We start from the raw sequence: 17,449 nt of genomic DNA on the forward strand, positions 1-17,449 counted from the left end.
GCACGCCCGCTCCCACAAGTCCTGCGCAGCACCTGTGGGAGCGGGCATGCCCGCGAAAGGGCCGCCACAGGATATAGCCGACCTGCCAGACGAACGGCCCCTTGCCAACCCGTCCCACACCCGCCATAACCAACACATGAACCTGCCCGCCAAACACCACCCGGTGCTCGAGCTGTTTCACCCTGCTGTGCGCACCTGGTTCCGTCGCCATTTCGCCACGGTCACCGATGCCCAGGCCAAGGCCTGGCCGTTGATCCACGCGGGCAATTCAATGCTGCTGGCCGCGCCGACCGGCTCGGGCAAGACCCTCAGCGCGTTCCTGGCCGTGCTCGACGAACTGTTCCGCCAGGGCCTGGAGCACCAGGGCGAGCTGCCTGCGCAAACCCAGGTAGTCTACGTTTCGCCACTCAAGGCGCTGTCCAACGATATCCGCCTGAACCTGCAAGCCCCGCTCGAAGGCATTAGCCAGGCCCTTGCGGACCAGGGCCTGAACGCCCCGCGCATCACCACGGCCGTACGTACCGGCGACACCCCGCAGAAGGACCGTGCCGCCATGCGCAAGCTGGCTCCGCACATCCTGGTGACCACACCCGAATCGCTCTACGTGCTGATGGGCTCGGCTTCGGGCCGTGAAGGCCTGGCCAGCGTGCACACGGTGATCGTCGACGAAATCCATGCGTTGGCCGGCAACAAGCGCGGCGCCCACCTGGCATTGACCCTGGAGCGCCTGCAAGCCCTGTGCAACCAGCCGCTGCGGCGTATCGGCCTGTCGGCCACGCAACGCCCGGTCGAGCGGGTGGCGCAATTCCTGGTCGGCAACGGCCGCCCCTGCACCATCGTCGATGTCGGCCATGCCCGGCAGCGCGACCTGGCCATCGAGGTACCGCCAGTGCCGCTGGGTGCAGTGATGGCCACCGACGTCTGGGGCCTGGTCTACGACCGCCTGGCTACCCTGGCGCGCGAACACCGCACCACCTTGGTGTTCGTCAACACCCGCCGCCTGGCCGAGCGCATCACCCGCCACCTCAGCGACCGCCTGGGAAAAGAGGCGGTTGCCGCGCACCATGGCAGCCTGGCCAAGGAACTGCGCCTGGAGGCGGAACAACGCCTGAAAAGCGGCCAGCTGCAGGTGCTGGTGGCCACTGCATCGCTGGAACTGGGTATCGATATCGGCGACATCGAACTGGTCTGCCAGATCGCTTCGCCAGGCTCGATCGCAGCCTTGCTACAGCGGGTTGGCCGCGCCGGCCACCAGGTCGATGGCGTGCCCAAGGGGCGCTTGTTCCCGACCTCGCGCGATGACCTGATCGAATGCGTGGCCCTGCTCGACTGCATACGCCGGGGCGAGCTGGACGAACTGCACCTTCCCCGGGCGCCGCTGGATGTGCTGGCCCAGCAGATCGTTGCCGAAGCCAGCAACCAGCCCTGGCACGAACAGGCGCTGTTCGACTGCCTGCGCCAGGCCACGCCCTACGCAGAACTCGACCGGCAACACTTTCAGGCCCTGCTGCGCATGCTCGCCGAGGGCTTCAACGGTCGCCAGGGCGTGCGCAGTGCCTACCTGCACCGCGATGCGGTGAGCGGCACGCTGCGTGGCCGCCGTGGCAGCCAGCTGACCGCTCTGACCAGCGGCGGCACCATCCCCGACAACGCCGACTACGCCGTGCTGCTCGAACCGCAGGCGCTGAACATCGGCAGCGTCAACGAAGACTTTGCGGTGGAAAGCATCGCCGGCGACATCTTCCAGCTGGGCAACGCCTCCTATCGCATCCTGCGCGTCGAGCCGGGCCGGGTGCGGGTGGAGGATGCCCATGGCCTGCCGCCGACCATTCCATTCTGGCTGGGCGAGGCGCCGGGGCGCAGCAACGAGCTGTCTGCCGCGGTGGCCCGGCTGCAGGCACAGATCGACCAACAGCTGGCGAGCGCCAACCAGGCCGAGGTGCTGGCCTGGTTGCAGGACACCTTCGACCTGGGCGAAGCTGCCGCCGGCCAGTTGCTCGACTACCTGGCCCGCACCCGCGAAGTGCTCGGCGCCCTGCCCTCGCAGGACACGCTGGTGATGGAGCGCTTCTTCGATGAGTCCGGCGGGACCCAGCTGATCATCCATTCGCCCTACGGCAGCCGCATCAACCGCGCCTGGGGCCTGGCCCTGCGCAAGCGCTTCTGCCGCACCTTCAACTTCGAGTTGCAGGCGGCAGCCAGCGAGGACGCCATCGTGCTGTCGCTGTCCACCAGCCACAGTTTCGAACTGGACGATGTGTGGCGTTACCTGAATAGCCGCAGCGCCGAGCCGATTCTTGTCCAGGCGCTGCTCGATGCGCCGCTGTTTGGCGTGCGCTGGCGCTGGAACGCCAGCGTGGCCCTGGCCCTGCCGCGCTTTGTCGGTGGGCGCAAGGTGGCGCCACAGATCCAGCGGATGAAGAGCGAAGACCTGATTGCCGCCGTGTTCCCCGACCAGATCGCCTGCCTGGAGAATATCGTCGGCGAACGGCAGATTCCTGATCATCCGCTGGTCGAGCAAACCCTCGACGACTGTCTGCACGAGGCGATGGACTGCGAAGGCTGGCTGGCGCTGTTGCGGCGCATGGAAAGCGGCACGGTGCGCCTGCTGTGCCGCGACCTGCCCGCCCCTTCGCCGCTGGCTTCGGCCATCCTCAATGCCCGTCCCTATGCCTTTCTGGATGATGCGCCGCTGGAAGAACGGCGCACTCAGGCGGTGCTCAACCGGCGCTGGAACGAGCTGCACAGCAGCGACGCCCTGGGCGCACTGGACGCCGATGCCATTGCCGCCGTTGCTGCCGAGGCCTGGCCGCAGCCGGGCAATGCCGATGAAATGCATGAGGCGTTGATGGGCCTGGGTGCCATCAGCCAGGAAGAAGTGCAGGACAATGCCAGTTGGGAGCTGCTGCTCAGGCAGTTGGCCCAAGCCGGCCGGGCCTTGCGCCTGGTGGATGAAAAGCTGTGGCTAGCGCGCGAGCGGTTGAGCCTGCTGCAGGTGCTGTATCCCGGCTCCCGGCTGGAACCTGCGTTGCAGGTACTGCCAGGCTTCGATCAGGCCATCGAGCCGGACATTGCGCTGGTCGAACTGCTGCGAGCCCGCCTGAGCGGCCATGGCCCGCTGACCCGTGCGCAGATTGCGGCAGCACTTGGCAAACCGCTGCCGGCCATCGAACAGGCACTGGCCCGCCTGGAAAGCGAAGGCTATGTGCTGCGTGGGCATTTCAGCCCGGGTGCAAGCGAACTGCAGTGGTGCGAGCGCCATTTGCTGGCGCGTATCCACCGCTACACGGTCAAACGCTTGCGGCGGGAGATCGAGCCGGTCAGCCTGCAGGACTTCATGCGCTTTCTGTTCGACTGGCAGCACCTGGCCAACGACACACGCCTGCGCGGCCCGCAAGCGGTGGCCGAGGTACTGGGCCAATTGCAAGGCTTCCCGAGTGCCGCTGGCGCCTGGGAGGCCGAACTGCTGCCGGCACGCATCAAGGACTACAGCCCGCACTGGCTCGACGACGCCTGCCGCAGCGGGCAGTTTGCCTGGAGCCGGCTGGCGGCGACCGTGTCGAGCAACACCTTGTCGAGCACACCGCTGGTGCTGCTGCCGCGCGAGCACCTTGGCCTGTGGCGCAGCCTTGCCCCCGTGCCAGCCCTGGATAGCCTCGGCGCACGGGCGCAACGCGTCCACGAGGTGCTGCATGCACATGGCGCGCTGTTCTTCGACGAGCTGACACAGGATGCCCACCTGCTGCCCAGCGAACTGGAGACGGTCTTGCAGGAGCTGGTAGGTGCAGGCCTGGTTGGGGCCGACAGCTTCACCGGCCTGCGCAGCCTGATCACCCCGGCGGCGAAACGTGCTTCACGCAACAGCCGACGCGGCCACCCGCCGCTGTCCAGCAGCATGTCCCATGCTGGGCGCTGGGCCCTGTTGCGCACGGGCGCGGTGGACGACAGCCAGCGTCTGGAGCACATTGCCCGTGCCTTGCTACGGCGCTATGGCGTGGTCTGCTGGCGGCTGCTGGAGCGCGAAAGCGATGTGCTGCCGCCGTGGCGCGAGCTGCTGCGCTGCTATCACCGGCTGGAAGCGCGTGGCGAGATTCGTGGCGGGCGCTTCATTGCCGGGCTGGCCGGTGAACAATTCGCCTTGCCAGAGGCGGTGGGGCTGCTGCGGCAGGTGCGGCGGCGTGAGCTGGACGGGGCACTGGTAGTGGTGAGCGCCAGTGACCCGCTGAACCTGGTCGGGTCGTTGCTACCGGGGGCGAAAGTGCCGGCGGTCAGTGGCAACCGCCTGTTGTATCGCGACGGGGTACCAGTGGCGGTGCGGGTGGCCGGGCACTATTCGTACCTGGTCGAAGCGCCGGCACAAGAGCAGGAAAGCTGGCGGCAGAAGCTGCTGCGCGACACCATCTCAATGTTTTTTGCTGTACGGGCCCTATCGCCGGCAAGCCGGCGATAGGGCCCGTACAGCCTGCACAAGGCTTGGCGAGAATGATTTTCGCTACCCCGATTTTAATTTGCACAGCCGTGCAACTTGGCTATGGTCGGGGTTTGCCCCAGGCCCTGAGCCTGACCGCGCCATCGCAAGGACCCTGTATGAGCCTGTCACTTCTCAGCCGCTATGCCTTCTTCGCCGCCTGTGTGCTGTTCACCCTGGCGAGCCTGCCCTTCACCCACCACGAATGGTTGTGGCCGTTCACCCTGACCACTGCCATCCTCAGCCTGATCGGCCTGTTCGACCTGCTGCAGCAACGCCACGCAGTACGCCGCAACTACCCGATCCTGGGCAACATCCGCTACCTGGTCGAGGCCATTCGCCCGGAAATCCGCCAGTACCTGCTGGAGGCCGACAGCGACGCCCTGCCGTTCTCCCGCGCCCAGCGCTCGCTGGTGTACGCGCGGGCGAAGAACGAAGCCTCGGACAAACCTTTCGGCACCCTGATCGACGTGTACGAGTCTGGCTTCGAGTTCATCGGCCACTCCATGCGTCCGGCGCCATTGGCCGACCCGGCCAGCTTCCGGGTCGTCGTCGGCGGGCCGCAGTGCAGCCAGCCCTACTCGGCGTCGATCTTCAACATATCGGCGATGAGCTTTGGCTCGCTCAGCGCCAATGCCATCCGTGCCCTCAACCAGGGCGCCAAGCTGGGCAATTTCCACCATGACACAGGCGAAGGCAGCATCAGCCCCTATCACCGCGAGCACGGCGGCGACCTGGTCTGGGAACTGGGCAGCGGCTACTTCGGGTGCCGCACGCCGGATGGGCGCTTCGACCCCGAACGCTTCGCCGCCCAGGCGCGCAGCCCGCAGGTGCGGATGATCGAGATCAAGATGAGCCAGGGCGCCAAGCCCGGCCATGGCGGTATCCTGCCCAAGCACAAGGTAACCCGGGAAATTGCCGAAACCCGTGGCGTGCTGATGGGCGAAGACTGCATCTCGCCGTCGCGCCACAGCGCCTTCTCCACCCCCATCGAGATGATGCAGTTCATTGCCCAGTTGCGTGAACTGTCTGGCGGCAAACCGGTAGGTTTCAAGTTCTGCCTGGGCCACCCGTGGGAGTTCATGGGCATCGCCAAGGCCATGCTGGAAACCGGCATCCTGCCCGACTTCATCGTCGTCGACGGCAAGGAAGGCGGCACCGGCGCGGCGCCAGTGGAGTTCACCGACCACATTGGCGTACCGCTGCGCGAAGGGCTGCTGTTCGTGCACAACACCCTGGTCGGCCTGAACCTGCGCGACAAGATCAAGCTGGGCGCCAGCGGCAAGATCGTCAGCGCCTTCGACATTGCCAGCGTGCTGGCCATTGGCGCCGACTGGGCCAACTCGGCACGCGGCTTCATGTTCGCCATCGGCTGTATCCAGTCGCAGAGCTGCCACACCAACAAGTGCCCGACCGGTGTGGCCACGCAAGACCCGCTGCGCCAGCGGGCGCTGGTGGTGCCGGATAAAGCCCAGCGGGTGTTGAACTTCCACCACAACACCTTGCGGGCCCTGGCCGAAATGCTTGCGGCAGCGGGCCTGGAGCACCCTGCGCAACTGGAAGCCAAGCACCTGGTGCGGCGCATCTCGGCCACCGAGATCAAGCTGTTCTCGCAGATGCATGTGTTCCTGAAGCCGGGTGAGCTGCTGACTGGCGAGGTGAACGGGCAGTTCTATTCGCGCATGTGGCAACTGGCGCGGGCGGACAGCTTCGAGCCGCACAGCGAGGTGGCGGCCTGATTGAACCTGGGGCTGCTACCCAGCCCATCGCGACACAAGGCCGCTCCCACAGGAGTACGCGATCTCTTGTGGGAGCGGCCTTGTGTCGCGAAAGGGCCGCAAAGCGGCCCCAGCCATTTCAGATCAGGAAGCAGTACTGGCCACACCCTGCGCGTCTTTCGGCGCCAGGCGCAAGGCGTAGTACAGCACCGTCAGCAGCACCAGGAACGCCGGGCCGATGTACAGGGCCACGCGGGTATCCTCGAAGTACGCCATCAAGCCGACCACCAGCACCAGGAAGGCCAGCGCCAGGTACGAGCTCAGCGGCCACAGCCACATACGGTACTTCAGTGCCTTGCGTTCAGTGGTGCTCAGGCCGGCGCGGAACTTCAGCTGCGCCAGCAGGATCATCACCCAGGTCCAGATCGCGCCAAAGGTGGCGATCGACGTAACCCAGACGAAAACCTTTTCCGGCACCAGGTAGTTGGCCAGCACGCCCAGCAGCAGCGCACCGATCGACAGCAGCAGCGCATTGCGCGGCACGCCGTTCTTCGAGGTACGAGCGAAGGCCGCCGGGGCCTGGCCGTTCTGTGCCAGGCTGTAGAGCATGCGCCCGGTGCTGAAGATGCCGCCGTTGCACGACGACAGCGCTGCAGTGATGACCACGAAGTTGATGATGCCGGCGGCGGTCTTGATGCCGAGGCGCTCGAAGGTCATGACGAACGGGCTACCCTGGCTGCCGATCTCGTTCCACGGGTAGATCGACAGGATCACGAACAGCGCACCGACATAGAACAGCAGGATACGCCAGAACACCGAGCCGATGGCCTGCGGAATGGTCTTTTGCGGGTTGCGTGCTTCACCGGCGGTCAGGCCGATCATTTCCACGCCCAGGTAGGCGAACATCACCATCTGCAGCGACATCAGCACGCCGGTCACGCCGTTGGGCATGAAGCCGCCATTGCTCCACAGGTTGGAGATACCCATTGCCACGCCATCATTGCCGAAGCCAAAGGCAATGATGCCGATGCCACCAAGGACCATGGCGATGATGGTGACAATCTTGATCAGGGCGAACCAGAACTCGAATTCACCAAAGGCCTTCACTGCCACCAGGTTGACCGCCCCCATGCTGCCCAGCGCCGCCAGGGCCCAGATCCAGCGCGGTACGTCGGGGAACCAGATGCCCATGTAGATGGCCACCGCGGTGATTTCGGCAACGCAGGTCACCAGCCACAGGAACCAGTAGTTCCAACCGGTAAGGAAGCCCGCCAGCGGGCCGAGGTAGTCCTGGGCATAACGGCTGAACGAGCCGGCGACAGGGTTGTGCACGGCCATTTCGCCAAGGGCGCGCATGATCACCAGAATGGCCAGGCCGCCGATGATGTAGGACAGCATGATGGCAGGGCCGGCCATTTCGATGGCCTTGGCCGAACCGAGGAAGAGACCGACACCGATACAGGCGCCCAGCGCCATCAGGCGGATGTGCCGTTCGCCCAGTTCACGTTTGAGCGGGCCGCCTTCAGTGGCCTGGCCGTGGGCAGGGTGGTTGCCGACTGGCATAGCAATACAACCTCATTTTGTTATTGGATTTGACCTTCGTGCAGCACCGGCCAGGCCGATAGGCGTGGCGTTGGCTTGCCGGGCTGGCCTCGTGGGCCGGCCCGTGTACCGGAATAGAGCGGCCGGCAGGGCGAAGGGGGCAAGCAGTATAGGAAGACCGTTGTAGGGTTTTTCGCTGTATAAACAGGAAAATTCAGCAAGATCTCTGGGGCCGCTTCGCGCCCCAAAATCGCCTGGGCACCATAGCAACATCGCCGTATGAAGAAACCCACACCAAAGCCGCATAGCCCTACACCACTTTTCTCCACCTCTTACAAAATTTTCACCTCACCCGCTCAACGTCTAAGCTTCAGACAAGCAAGACGAAAATACCTGGCCGGATAGAAGACTATGGGCGCACTGTGGCAATCGGAACCAAGCAGAACGGAAGCACCCGAGATACCTCCGGCCGAGACGCCACAACCCGAATCCCCCCGTCAGCGTCGGCTATGGTGGCGGCTGATCATCCTCATCCTGCTGGTGGCGCTGGTGGCCATCGGCTTCGCTGCGTATGACGAATTCCGCACCTCCAACCTGCAGTCGCGGGAATTCAGCAAACTGGCCAGCACCCTCACCTATTCGCTGCAGCCAGGCCCCAGCGATGCCATCGTCTACCCCGGTGAAGGGCCGTTCGACAAACGCCTTGGCTACAGCGCCCTGGGCGAGTTCCTGCCGCGCCTGCTCAAGCGCGACTACCTGATCAGCGAGCAGGTGAGGTTCTCGCCGGCGTTGATGAACTACGTCGATCATGGGCTGTTTGCCCCCTATATCGAGAAAATCCAGGCGGGCCTGTCGATCACCGACTGCCGCGGCGACATGCTGTACCAGTACAACTACCCGCAACACCTGTACCCGGACTTTGCGGCGATCCCGCCGGTGATCGTCAACAGCCTGCTGTTCATCGAAAACCGCGACCTGCTCGACACCAAGGACCCGCGCAACAACCCGGCCGTGGACTGGCCGCGCTTCGCCAAGGCCGCCTACAGCCAGGTGGCCAAGTACCTGGCCTTGCCCGGCCAGTCCGCTGGCGGCAGTACCCTGGCCACGCAGCTGGAAAAGTACCGCCATTCACCGGACGGCCTGACCGTGTCCGGCGCCGAGAAGATCCGCCAGATGATTTCCGCCAGCGTGCGCGCCTACCAGGGCGGCCCCGACACTACCGAGGCGCGCCAGCGCATCGTGCGTGACTACCTCAACAGCGTGCCGCTGTCGGCAGTGCCTGGGCATGGCGAAGTACATGGCATGGCCGAAGGCCTGCGGGTGTGGTACGGCGCCGACTTCGACCAGGTCAACCAGGCACTGAGTTCCACCGCCAGCGACCCCGAGAGCATGGCCGCGCGCGGCCTGGCCCTGCGCCAGGTGCTGTCACTGATGATTGCCCAGCGTCGGCCCTCGCACTACCTGTCCAAGGGCCGGGTCGAGCTGGCCGAACTGACAGACGCACACATTCGCGTACTGGCCGCCAACAAGGTCATCGAGCAGCCACTGGCCGACGCAGCACTGGCCAGCAAGGCGGTATACCGCGACTGGGTGGCGCAACCGACCATCGTGCCGATCGTCACCAACAAGGGCATCAGCCTGGCACGCAACCGCCTGGCGGCCATGCTCAACCGCCCGCTGTACGACCTCGACCGGCTCGACGTATCGGCCACCAGTACCCTGCAATCCGACCTGCAGTTGCAGGTCAGCCAGTACCTGAAAAACCTTGCCGACCCTGAATTCGCGGCGCAGATCGGCCTGATCGGCGAACGCCTGCTAACGGCCAAGACCACCGACCAGGTGAGCTACAGCTTCACCTTGTTCGAGCGCACCGCCGACGGCTCGCGGGTGCGGGTGCAGACCGACAGCACCGACCAGCCCTTCGACATCAACGAAGGCAGCAAGCTGGAGCTGGGCTCCACCGCCAAGTTGCGGGTGCTCACCACCTACCTGGAGATCATCGCCGAGCTGCACGACAAGTACGCCGGCAAGCCTGCCGCGGAGTTGAAGAAAGTCGAAGTCGCCGAACTCGACCGCATCAGCCAGTGGTCGCTGGAATGGCTGGCACAGAACAGCAAGAACCAGAGCCTGGACTCCATGCTCGATGCCGCGCTGGAACGCAAGTATTCGGCCAACACCGGCGAAGCCTTCTTCACCGGCGGCGGCATGCATGTGTTCAACAACTTCCGCAAGGAAGACAACAGCCGCAACCCGACCCTCAAGGATGCGTTGCGCGAATCGATCAACCTGCCGTTCATCCGCCTGATGCGCGACCTGGTGCGCTACGTGACCTACCAGCAGCCGTATAACCGTGTGCCGCTGCTCAAGGACGACTCCGACCCGCGCCGCCAGGAATACCTGGCCCGTTTCGCCGACAAGGAAGGCACCAACTACCTGATGCGCTTCTGGAAGAAATACCAGCGCAAGACCTCGCAGCAGCGCCTGGACACCTTCCTCGACAGCATGCGCGTGACCCCGCAACGGTTGGCGGCCGTGCACCGCTACCTGTTCCCCGAGGCTGGTCAGGAAACCTTCAACGCCTTCGTCCGCGCCCACCTCAAGGGCGACAAGATCGTCCTGGGCAAACTGACCGATGGCCGTCTGTCGGAGATGTACGACGCCTATGGCCCGGGCAGGTACGACCTGCCCGACCAGGGCTATATCGCCAAGGTCCACCCGCTGGACTTGTGGCTGCTCGGTTACCTGCTGAAGAACCCCGGCTCGACCTTGACCGAAATGGTCAATGCCAGCCGCTTCGAGCGCCAGGAGGTCTACGGCTGGCTGTTCAAGAGCCGCCATCAGGGCGCCCGTGACAGCCGTATTCGCACCATGGTCGAGATCGAAGCGTTCCTCGACATTCACCAGCGCTGGAAGCGCGTGGGCTATCCGTTCGACCACCTGGTGCCTTCGCTGGCCACCGCCATCGGCAGCTCGGGCGACCGCCCTGCCGCCCTCTCCGAACTGGTTGGCATCATCCAGAACGACGGCGTGCGCCTGCCGACCTTGCGTATCGACACCCTGCACTTTGCGGCCAACACGCCTTACGAGACCAAGCTGGTCACCGACCCGGACCGGGGCGTACGGATTCTGCCGGTCGAAGTGGCGCGCGCCCTCAAAGGCGCCATGTCGCAGGTGGTGGATGCGGGCACCGCGCGGCGTATTTCCGGCAGCTTCAAGCTGCAGGACGGCACGCCATTGGTAATGGGCGGCAAGACCGGTACCGGTGACAACCGCATCGAAAGTTTTGGTGCTGGCGGTCGGCTGATCGGCTCGCGCTCGCTGAACCGTACCGCCACCTTCGTGTTCTTCCTGGGTGACAACCACTTCGGCACCTTGACTGCGTTCGTGCCGGGGCGCTCGGCAGAGGCCTTCAAGTTCACCTCGGCGCTGCCGGTGCAGGTACTCAAGGGCATGGCGCCGATTCTCATGCCATACCTGCAACCGGGCAATCCGAATGAGTGCAAACCGCCGCAGGTGGCAATGCACACAGCCACGCCACAAGGGGATGCATCGAACAACTAGATGATAATCATCTGCAATTAAGGGCTTGTCTTTAGATATATCTTGAGTAATATCTTACGATATATCGCAAACGACGGAGCCCTTGCCCCATGCGCGAACATACCCCCCATGACCCCTTCGAGCGGCGCCCCGGGCGTGGCGAACGCGGCCCTCGCGTCTTCGCCCCCGGCGACCTCAAGCTGCTGATGCTGGCCCTGCTCGCCGAGCAGCCAGGCCACGGCTACGACCTGATCCGCCAGATCGAGAACCTGTTCGACGGCAGCTACAGCCCAAGCCCCGGGGTGATCTACCCCACCCTCAACTTCCTCGAGGAAGCCGAGCTGATCAGCGGCCAGGTGCAGGGCAGCAAACGCCTCTATGCCATCACCGAAGCCGGCCGCACCGCCCTGGCCGAACAGGCCGTTGCCCTGGACGGCGTGCGCATGCGCATCGAAGTCAGCAAACGCGCCCTGCGCGGCCACGACCGCCCGCCAGAGATTCATGAAGCGGTCGGCAACCTGCGCCACGCACTGCACATGCACAGCGGCCGCTGGACACCGGAAGAAATCGAGCGGGTCCGCGACCTGCTCAACCACACCGCCAAGGCCATCGCCTCCGGGCCGGCCGAACCTGTCAGGGAGACACCCCATGAGTGACACCATTCACCGCGTCAACCACGAGATCCGCCAACGCCGCCTGCAGGTGCTGCGGGTCACCGAACTGACCCCGCGCATGCGCCGCATCACCCTCGCTGGTGCCGAGCTGCAAGGCTTCACCAGCGTGGGCAGCGACGACCATATCAAGCTGCTGTTCGCCGAAACGCCGGAGCAACAGCAAGCCATCGAGGCCCGTAATCTGGGCCGAGAAGGTGGCGCACGGCCCACCATGCGCGAATACACGCCGCGGCGCATCGACCTGGTGGCCAATGAGCTGGATATCGACTTCGTGCTGCACGGCGATGGCCCTGCCTCCACCTGGGCCGCCCAGGCCGCACCCGGGCAAACCCTGGACATCGCAGGGCCGCGGGCTTCGATGGTGGTGCCGGACATCTTCGACAGCTATCTGCTGATCGGCGACGAAACCGCCATTCCGGCCATTGGCCGCCGGTTGGAGGAATTGCCGGCAGGCCGCCAGGTGCTGGCGGTTATCCAGATCGAAGACGAGCAGGAACGCCAGCCACTGCCGAGCAAGGCACAGGTGGAGGTGATCTGGGTACGTCGCCAACAGGAAGACTTGCTGGCACTGGTGAAGAACCTGACCTTGCCAAAAGGCCGGTTGTACGGCTGGGTGGCGCTGGAAAAAGCCCTGACCCGCCAGGCCAAGGCGCTGTTGCTGGAGAAAGGCCTGCCTGAGGATGCGCTGAAGGCTGTGGCCTACTGGCGTGCCGACGGGACTGCGGACGACGAATGATTGTTTATTGCCTGCACTGGCTTGTTGGCGACAGGGCCAGTGCAGGTCAAGCCAATCTGTGCAGCCCCCGCCACCGATCCAGCCCCAGCAACACCAGCCCAATCCCCCAGAACCCCGCCAGCACCCCCAGGGCATTGAGCATCACCTGCCCATACCCCAGGCTCGCCACATCGATGAACGGGTAGGCATATACGCCAATCTCGCTCCCTCGCCACAGCGCGTAGGCAAAATACACCGCCGGGTACACCGCCCAGACCAGCAAGTGCCATAGCCGCAACCTGCCCTTGGGCACTTCGCACCACCAGTACAAGGCATAGAGCACGGGCATCACATCGTGCAGCAACTCGTCCGCCAGCCATTGCCAGCCCTGTGGTTGCCACAAGTGGCGCAACAGCACGCTGTAGGCCAATGCCACCAGCACGATGCTGGCGGCCACCGCGGAACCCACCGAAGGCGACAGGAAAAAGCGCTTGGCACGGCCTTCCCGGCCGAACGCCGCATAACTGAGCACCGTTGCCACCAGGGTATTGGTCAATACGGTGAAATACCCAAACACATTGATCAGGCCGCCAACCAGGCTGGCCTGTTCCTGCCAACGCGCCAGCAGCACCAGATACACCTGCACGGTCAAACCGAACCAGCCCAGCACGGCCATGCCGGTCAGCCAGGTACGACGCGGCATGTCAGGCCTGGCGCTGCAGTTTCACGTACAGCTGCTCGACCTTTTCCCGTGCCCACGGTGTCTTGCGCAGGAAGGTCAGGCTCGACTTGATGGTCGGGTTGCTCTTGAAGCAGCGTACATCGATGCGCTCGGCCAGGCCCTGCCATTGGTAGTGCGCCACCAGCTCGGTGAGGATCTGTTCGAGGGTCTTGCCGTGCAGCGCGTTGTGTTGGGCCGTGCTCATGCCAGTGCTCCATAGGAAAGATGCGCACCTTACACGAGTGTAGTGGTGGGTGGGATCAGGCGAGTCGACAGAAAAAGCGCTGGCCAGGCGCAAAACCTCTGTGCTGAAATAGAGATGTTATATTGTAACAATACAAAAGCATCTGCCAAGGAACGCCCCATCCCCATGCTGTACACACCGCTTCGCCTCTCTCCCCTCGCCGTCGCGCTGTGGCTGGCCGCAGCACCCAGCCACGCGGTGGAACTCGAACCCCAGGTCATCACCGCCAACCCTTTGGGCAACCGCCAGCTGGCCGCCCCCAGCAGCGTGCTCGAAGGCGACAACCTGCTGCAACAGCAGCACGGCAGCCTCGGTGAAACCCTGAACAAGCAGCCCGGGGTCGCCTCCACCTGGTTCGGCCCTGGCGCCAGTCGCCCGGTAATTCGTGGCCTGGATGGCGACCGCATTCGCATCCTGCGCAATGGCGTCGGCGCCCTGGATGCTTCGTCGCTGTCCTACGACCACGCGGTGCCGCTGGACCCGGTGACCGTCGACCGCGTCGAGATCGTCCGTGGGCCGGCTGCCCTGCTCTACGGCGGCAACGCCATTGGTGGTGTGGTCAACACCTTCGACAACCGCATCCCGGACACCCCCATCGAGGGCATCCACGGTGCCGGTGAACTGCGCTACGGCGGTGCCGACACCACCCGCAGCAGCGCTGGCAAGCTGGAGGCCGGCGACGGTGCCTTCGCCCTGCACCTGGATGCCAACAGCCGCCAGTTCAACGACCTGCGCATCCCCGGTTACGCCCGCAGTTCCAAGGTGCGTGATGCCGACGAACGCGGTAGCAAACACCGCCTGGAAAACAGCGACGGCCGCCAGGACGGTGGCGCTGTGGGTGGCGCCTACCATTGGGATCACGGTTACGCCGGCCTGTCGTACAGCCGCTACGACAGCAACTATGGTTCGGTGGCCGAACCAGGTGTGCGCCTGAACATGAAGCAGGACCACTACGCCTTCGCCTCCGAGCTTCGTGACCTGGACGGCCCGTTCACTTCGGTCAAGGTCGATGCCGGCTACACCGACTACGAGCACAGTGAAATCGAAGAAGGCGAGGTCCACACCACCTTCAGGAACAAGGGCTATGAAGCACGCATCGAAGCCCGCCACCAACCGCTCGGGCCGGTGGAAGGCGTGATCGGCGCCCAGGTCAGCCGCAACGAATTCTCTGCCTTGGGCGAGGAAGCCTTCGTGCCGCACACCGACACCGACAGCCTGGCGCTGTTCATGCTGGAGCAGTGGCAAGCCACCGAGCGCCTGAACCTGAGCCTGGGTGCTCGCATGGAGCACACGCGGGTCGACCCGGATGCCAAAGGCAACGAGAACTTCGTCGACGCAGGCAGCGCCAGCAGCTTCAACGCCTTCAGCCTGTCCTCCGGGGCGGTGTACCAGCTCGACCCGATCTGGTCGCTGGCCGCCAACCTCGGCTACACCGAGCGCGCCCCGACCTTCTACGAGCTGTATGCCAATGGTGCCCACGTTGCCACCGGGGCCTTTGAAGTCGGCGATGCCAGCCTGAACAAGGAAAAAGCCATTTCCGCCGACCTTGCGCTGCGGTTCGACAACGGCACCCACAAGGGCAGTGTCGGGGTGTTCTACAGCCACTTCCGCAACTACATCGGCCTGATCGGCACCGGCAATCTCCGCGAGGGGCATGACCACGACCATGACGAGGATGACCACGACCACGATCATGACCACGATGGCTTCCCGGAATACCAGTACCAGGGCGTGCGGGCGCGCTTCTATGGCATCGAGGCCCAGGACCGCTGGCAACTGGCCGAGAACCGTTATGGCAGCTTCGCGCTGGAGCTCTCCGGTGACTACACCCGGGCGAAGAACCTCGACAGTGGCGAGCCGCTGCCACGCATCGCCCCGCTGCGCCTGAACAGCGGCCTGGTCTGGGAGCTGGAGCGCTGGCAGGCGCGGGTCGATGTGCAGCATGCTGCGTCGCAGCACCGCAAGCCGGCCAACGAAACCAGCACCGACGGCTACACCACGCTGGGGGCCAGCGTTGGTTACCGCTTCGAAGTTGGCCAGAGCCAGTGGCTGGCGTTTGTGCGCGGCGAGAACCTGACCGACCAGACTGTACGCTATGCCAGCTCGATCCTGCGCGATATTGCCCCGGCGCCGGGGCGTAGTGTGGAAGTGGGTCTGCGTACCACCTTCTGATTGCAAATGAGTATCTGTGGGAGCGGGCATGCCCGCGAAAAATCCAATGCGGTGGATGGCACCGGCTTCGCCGGTGTTCGCGGGCACGCCCGCTCCCACAAAGATCTCGCAAGCTTTGGACTGTTGCCAGATCGGCAACAATCCACTGCGACAATTTGTCTTTTTTTCTTACAACTTCCCCTATATCCTCCCCGCCGCAAGCTGAATCGCTTCATCGAAACCATCTTGTCGCCATATCCATTGGAGGGCCCGCCCTTCGATGCGCTTGCCGTTTGTTCAACAATCAAAAGATAGCGCTATCTCATGCTCCAACTGCCCAAAACCTGTTACATCGGCCTTGCCCTCAGTGCCCTGGCGGCCCCCACTGGCGCCAGCGAGATGTTCGCCAGCGACTCCCCATGGATGCTCGGCGACTGGGGTGGCACCCGCAGCGAACTGCTGGAAAAAGGCTACGACTTCACCCTCGGCTACACCGGCGAGATGGGCAGCAACCTGCACGGTGGCTACGACCACGACCGCACCGCGCGCTACAGCGACCAGTTCACCTTCGGCAGCCACCTGGACCTGGAGAAGATCCTTGGCTGGCACGACACCGAATTCCAGCTGACCATCACCGAGCGCCACGGCGACAACATCAGCAACGACCGCATCAACGACCCGCGAGTCGGCGGCTTTACCTCGGCCCAGGAAGTGTGGGGCCGTGGCGAAACCTGGCGGCTGACGCAAATGTGGATCAAGCAGAAGTACTTCGATGGCGCACTGGACGTGAAATTCGGCCGTTTCGGCGAAGGCGAGGACTTCAACAGCTTCCCCTGCGATTTCCAGAACCTGGCCTTCTGCGGCTCGCAGGTAGGCAACTGGGTGGGCGGCATCTGGTACAACTGGCCGGTCAGCCAGTGGGCCCTGCGCGTGCGCTACAACCTCAGCGACGCGCTTTACGCCCAGGTCGGCGTGTTCGAGCAGAACCCCTCCAACCTGGAGTCGGGCAACGGCTTCAAGCTCAGCGGCAGCGGCACCCAAGGCGCGGTAATGCCGATAGAACTGGTATGGAGCCCACAGGTCAATGGTCTGAAAGGGGAATATCGCGCCGGCTACTACTACAGTAATGCCAAGGCACAGGATGTTCTCAAGGACAGCAACGGCCAGCCGGCAGCCCTCAGCGGCGCCGCCTACCGCAGCAGTTCGAGCAAGCACGGCTTGTGGCTCGGCGCCCAGCAGCAGGTGACTTCGCTGGCGTCCGACCAGTCGCGTGGTCTGAGCCTGTTCGCCAATGCCACGGTACACGACAAGAAAACCAATGCCATCGACAACTATGTGCAGGCAGGACTGGTGTACAAAGGGCCCTTCGACGCCCGCGCCAAGGACGACATCGGTTTCGCCCTGGCCCGCGTGCACGTCAACCCTGCCTATCGCAAGAACGCGCGCCTGGCCAACCAGGCCGCCGGCCTCGACGACTACGACAACCCCGGTTTCCTGCCAGTGCAGGACACCGAGTACAGCGCCGAGCTGTACTACGGCATCCACCTGGCCGACTGGCTCACGGTCCGCCCCAACCTGCAGTACATCCGCCACCCGGGTGGGGTGTCGCAGGTCGATGGCGCCCTGATCGGCGGCCTGAAGATCCAGAGCAGTTTCTAACCCCCCCTTTTTGACCT

10 protein-coding genes are annotated in these 17,449 nt (G+C 64.4%); 7 read left to right on the top strand and 3 right to left on the bottom strand.

Going from position 1 to position 17,449, the window contains the following annotated elements; all coding sequences use genetic code 11:
- Window positions 1-136 precede the first annotated feature (136 nt).
- Both A4C63_RS13910 and A4C63_RS13915 read left to right on the top strand, forming a co-directional pair.
- On the top strand, window positions 137-4,450 hold the full coding sequence (locus A4C63_RS13910; protein ID WP_063913153.1) for a DEAD/DEAH box helicase: 4,314 nt from the start codon (window positions 137-139) through the stop codon (window positions 4,448-4,450).
- Between the two features lie 137 nt (window positions 4,451-4,587).
- Window positions 4,588-6,207 (top strand): FMN-binding glutamate synthase family protein, encoded by a 1,620-nt coding sequence (locus A4C63_RS13915; RefSeq protein ID WP_063913154.1) that lies wholly within the window; start codon window positions 4,588-4,590, stop codon window positions 6,205-6,207.
- A 123-nt stretch (window positions 6,208-6,330) separates the two neighbouring features.
- Here the strand turns inward: A4C63_RS13915 and A4C63_RS13920 are convergent, their stop codons facing one another.
- Complete coding sequence (locus A4C63_RS13920; RefSeq protein WP_063913155.1) at window positions 6,331-7,749, bottom strand: amino acid permease; 1,419 nt, start codon at window positions 7,747-7,749, stop codon at window positions 6,331-6,333.
- 390 nt (window positions 7,750-8,139) lie between these two features.
- Between A4C63_RS13920 and A4C63_RS13925 the strand changes: the two genes are divergently transcribed.
- The 3 genes from A4C63_RS13925 (at window position 8,140) to A4C63_RS13935 (ending at window position 12,678) form a co-directional block, all read left to right on the top strand.
- Window positions 8,140-11,289, top strand: coding sequence for a transglycosylase domain-containing protein (locus A4C63_RS13925; protein ID WP_063913156.1), 3,150 nt, complete (start codon window positions 8,140-8,142; stop codon window positions 11,287-11,289).
- A gap of 89 nt (window positions 11,290-11,378) precedes the next feature.
- The gene (locus A4C63_RS13930; protein ID WP_046614772.1) at window positions 11,379-11,924 is read left to right on the top strand and encodes a PadR family transcriptional regulator; all 546 of its coding nucleotides are present in this window, start codon (window positions 11,379-11,381) and stop codon (window positions 11,922-11,924) included.
- Window positions 11,917-12,678, top strand: coding sequence for a siderophore-interacting protein (locus A4C63_RS13935; protein ID WP_063913157.1), 762 nt, complete (start codon window positions 11,917-11,919; stop codon window positions 12,676-12,678). The genes A4C63_RS13930 and A4C63_RS13935 overlap by 8 nt, the downstream gene beginning before the upstream one ends.
- Window positions 12,679-12,724: 46 nt before the next feature.
- Here the strand turns inward: A4C63_RS13935 and A4C63_RS13940 are convergent, their stop codons facing one another.
- Both A4C63_RS13940 and A4C63_RS13945 read right to left on the bottom strand, forming a co-directional pair.
- A complete protein-coding gene (locus A4C63_RS13940; protein WP_063913158.1) occupies window positions 12,725-13,360 on the bottom strand; it encodes a Pr6Pr family membrane protein in 636 nt (211 codons plus the stop codon).
- A gap of 1 nt (window position 13,361) precedes the next feature.
- On the bottom strand, window positions 13,362-13,583 hold the full coding sequence (locus tag A4C63_RS13945; protein ID WP_003252112.1) for a VF530 family DNA-binding protein: 222 nt from the start codon (window positions 13,581-13,583) through the stop codon (window positions 13,362-13,364).
- A gap of 165 nt (window positions 13,584-13,748) precedes the next feature.
- On the opposite strand from A4C63_RS13945, the gene A4C63_RS13950 reads away from it, so the two are divergent.
- Window positions 13,749-15,794, top strand: a complete 2,046-nt coding sequence (locus A4C63_RS13950; protein ID WP_063913159.1) for a TonB-dependent receptor — start codon at window positions 13,749-13,751, stop codon at window positions 15,792-15,794.
- Between the two features lie 303 nt (window positions 15,795-16,097).
- Window positions 16,098-17,432, top strand: a complete 1,335-nt coding sequence (locus A4C63_RS13955; RefSeq protein ID WP_063913160.1) for a carbohydrate porin — start codon at window positions 16,098-16,100, stop codon at window positions 17,430-17,432.
- Window positions 17,433-17,449: the final 17 nt, after the last annotated feature.

Source organism: Pseudomonas sp. p21 (assembly GCF_001642705.1).
In the GTDB taxonomy this organism is placed as follows: Bacteria; Pseudomonadota; Gammaproteobacteria; order Pseudomonadales; family Pseudomonadaceae; genus Aquipseudomonas.

Excerpts from the sequence above, each read along its gene's own strand:
- A4C63_RS13955 (WP_063913160.1), top strand. The coding sequence starts at position 16,098 with ATGCTCCAACTGCCCAAAACCTGTTACATCGGCCTTGCCCTCAGTGCC.
- A4C63_RS13920 (WP_063913155.1), bottom strand. The coding sequence starts at position 7,749 with ATGCCAGTCGGCAACCACCCTGCCCACGGCCAGGCCACTGAAGGCGGC.
- A4C63_RS13945 (WP_003252112.1), bottom strand. The coding sequence starts at position 13,583 with ATGAGCACGGCCCAACACAACGCGCTGCACGGCAAGACCCTCGAACAG.
- A4C63_RS13925 (WP_063913156.1), top strand. The coding sequence starts at position 8,140 with ATGGGCGCACTGTGGCAATCGGAACCAAGCAGAACGGAAGCACCCGAG.
- A4C63_RS13940 (WP_063913158.1), bottom strand. The coding sequence starts at position 13,360 with ATGCCGCGTCGTACCTGGCTGACCGGCATGGCCGTGCTGGGCTGGTTC.
- A4C63_RS13910 (WP_063913153.1), top strand. The coding sequence starts at position 137 with ATGAACCTGCCCGCCAAACACCACCCGGTGCTCGAGCTGTTTCACCCT.
- A4C63_RS13950 (WP_063913159.1), top strand. The coding sequence starts at position 13,749 with ATGCTGTACACACCGCTTCGCCTCTCTCCCCTCGCCGTCGCGCTGTGG.
- A4C63_RS13915 (WP_063913154.1), top strand. The coding sequence starts at position 4,588 with ATGAGCCTGTCACTTCTCAGCCGCTATGCCTTCTTCGCCGCCTGTGTG.
- A4C63_RS13930 (WP_046614772.1), top strand. The coding sequence starts at position 11,379 with ATGCGCGAACATACCCCCCATGACCCCTTCGAGCGGCGCCCCGGGCGT.
- A4C63_RS13935 (WP_063913157.1), top strand. The coding sequence starts at position 11,917 with ATGAGTGACACCATTCACCGCGTCAACCACGAGATCCGCCAACGCCGC.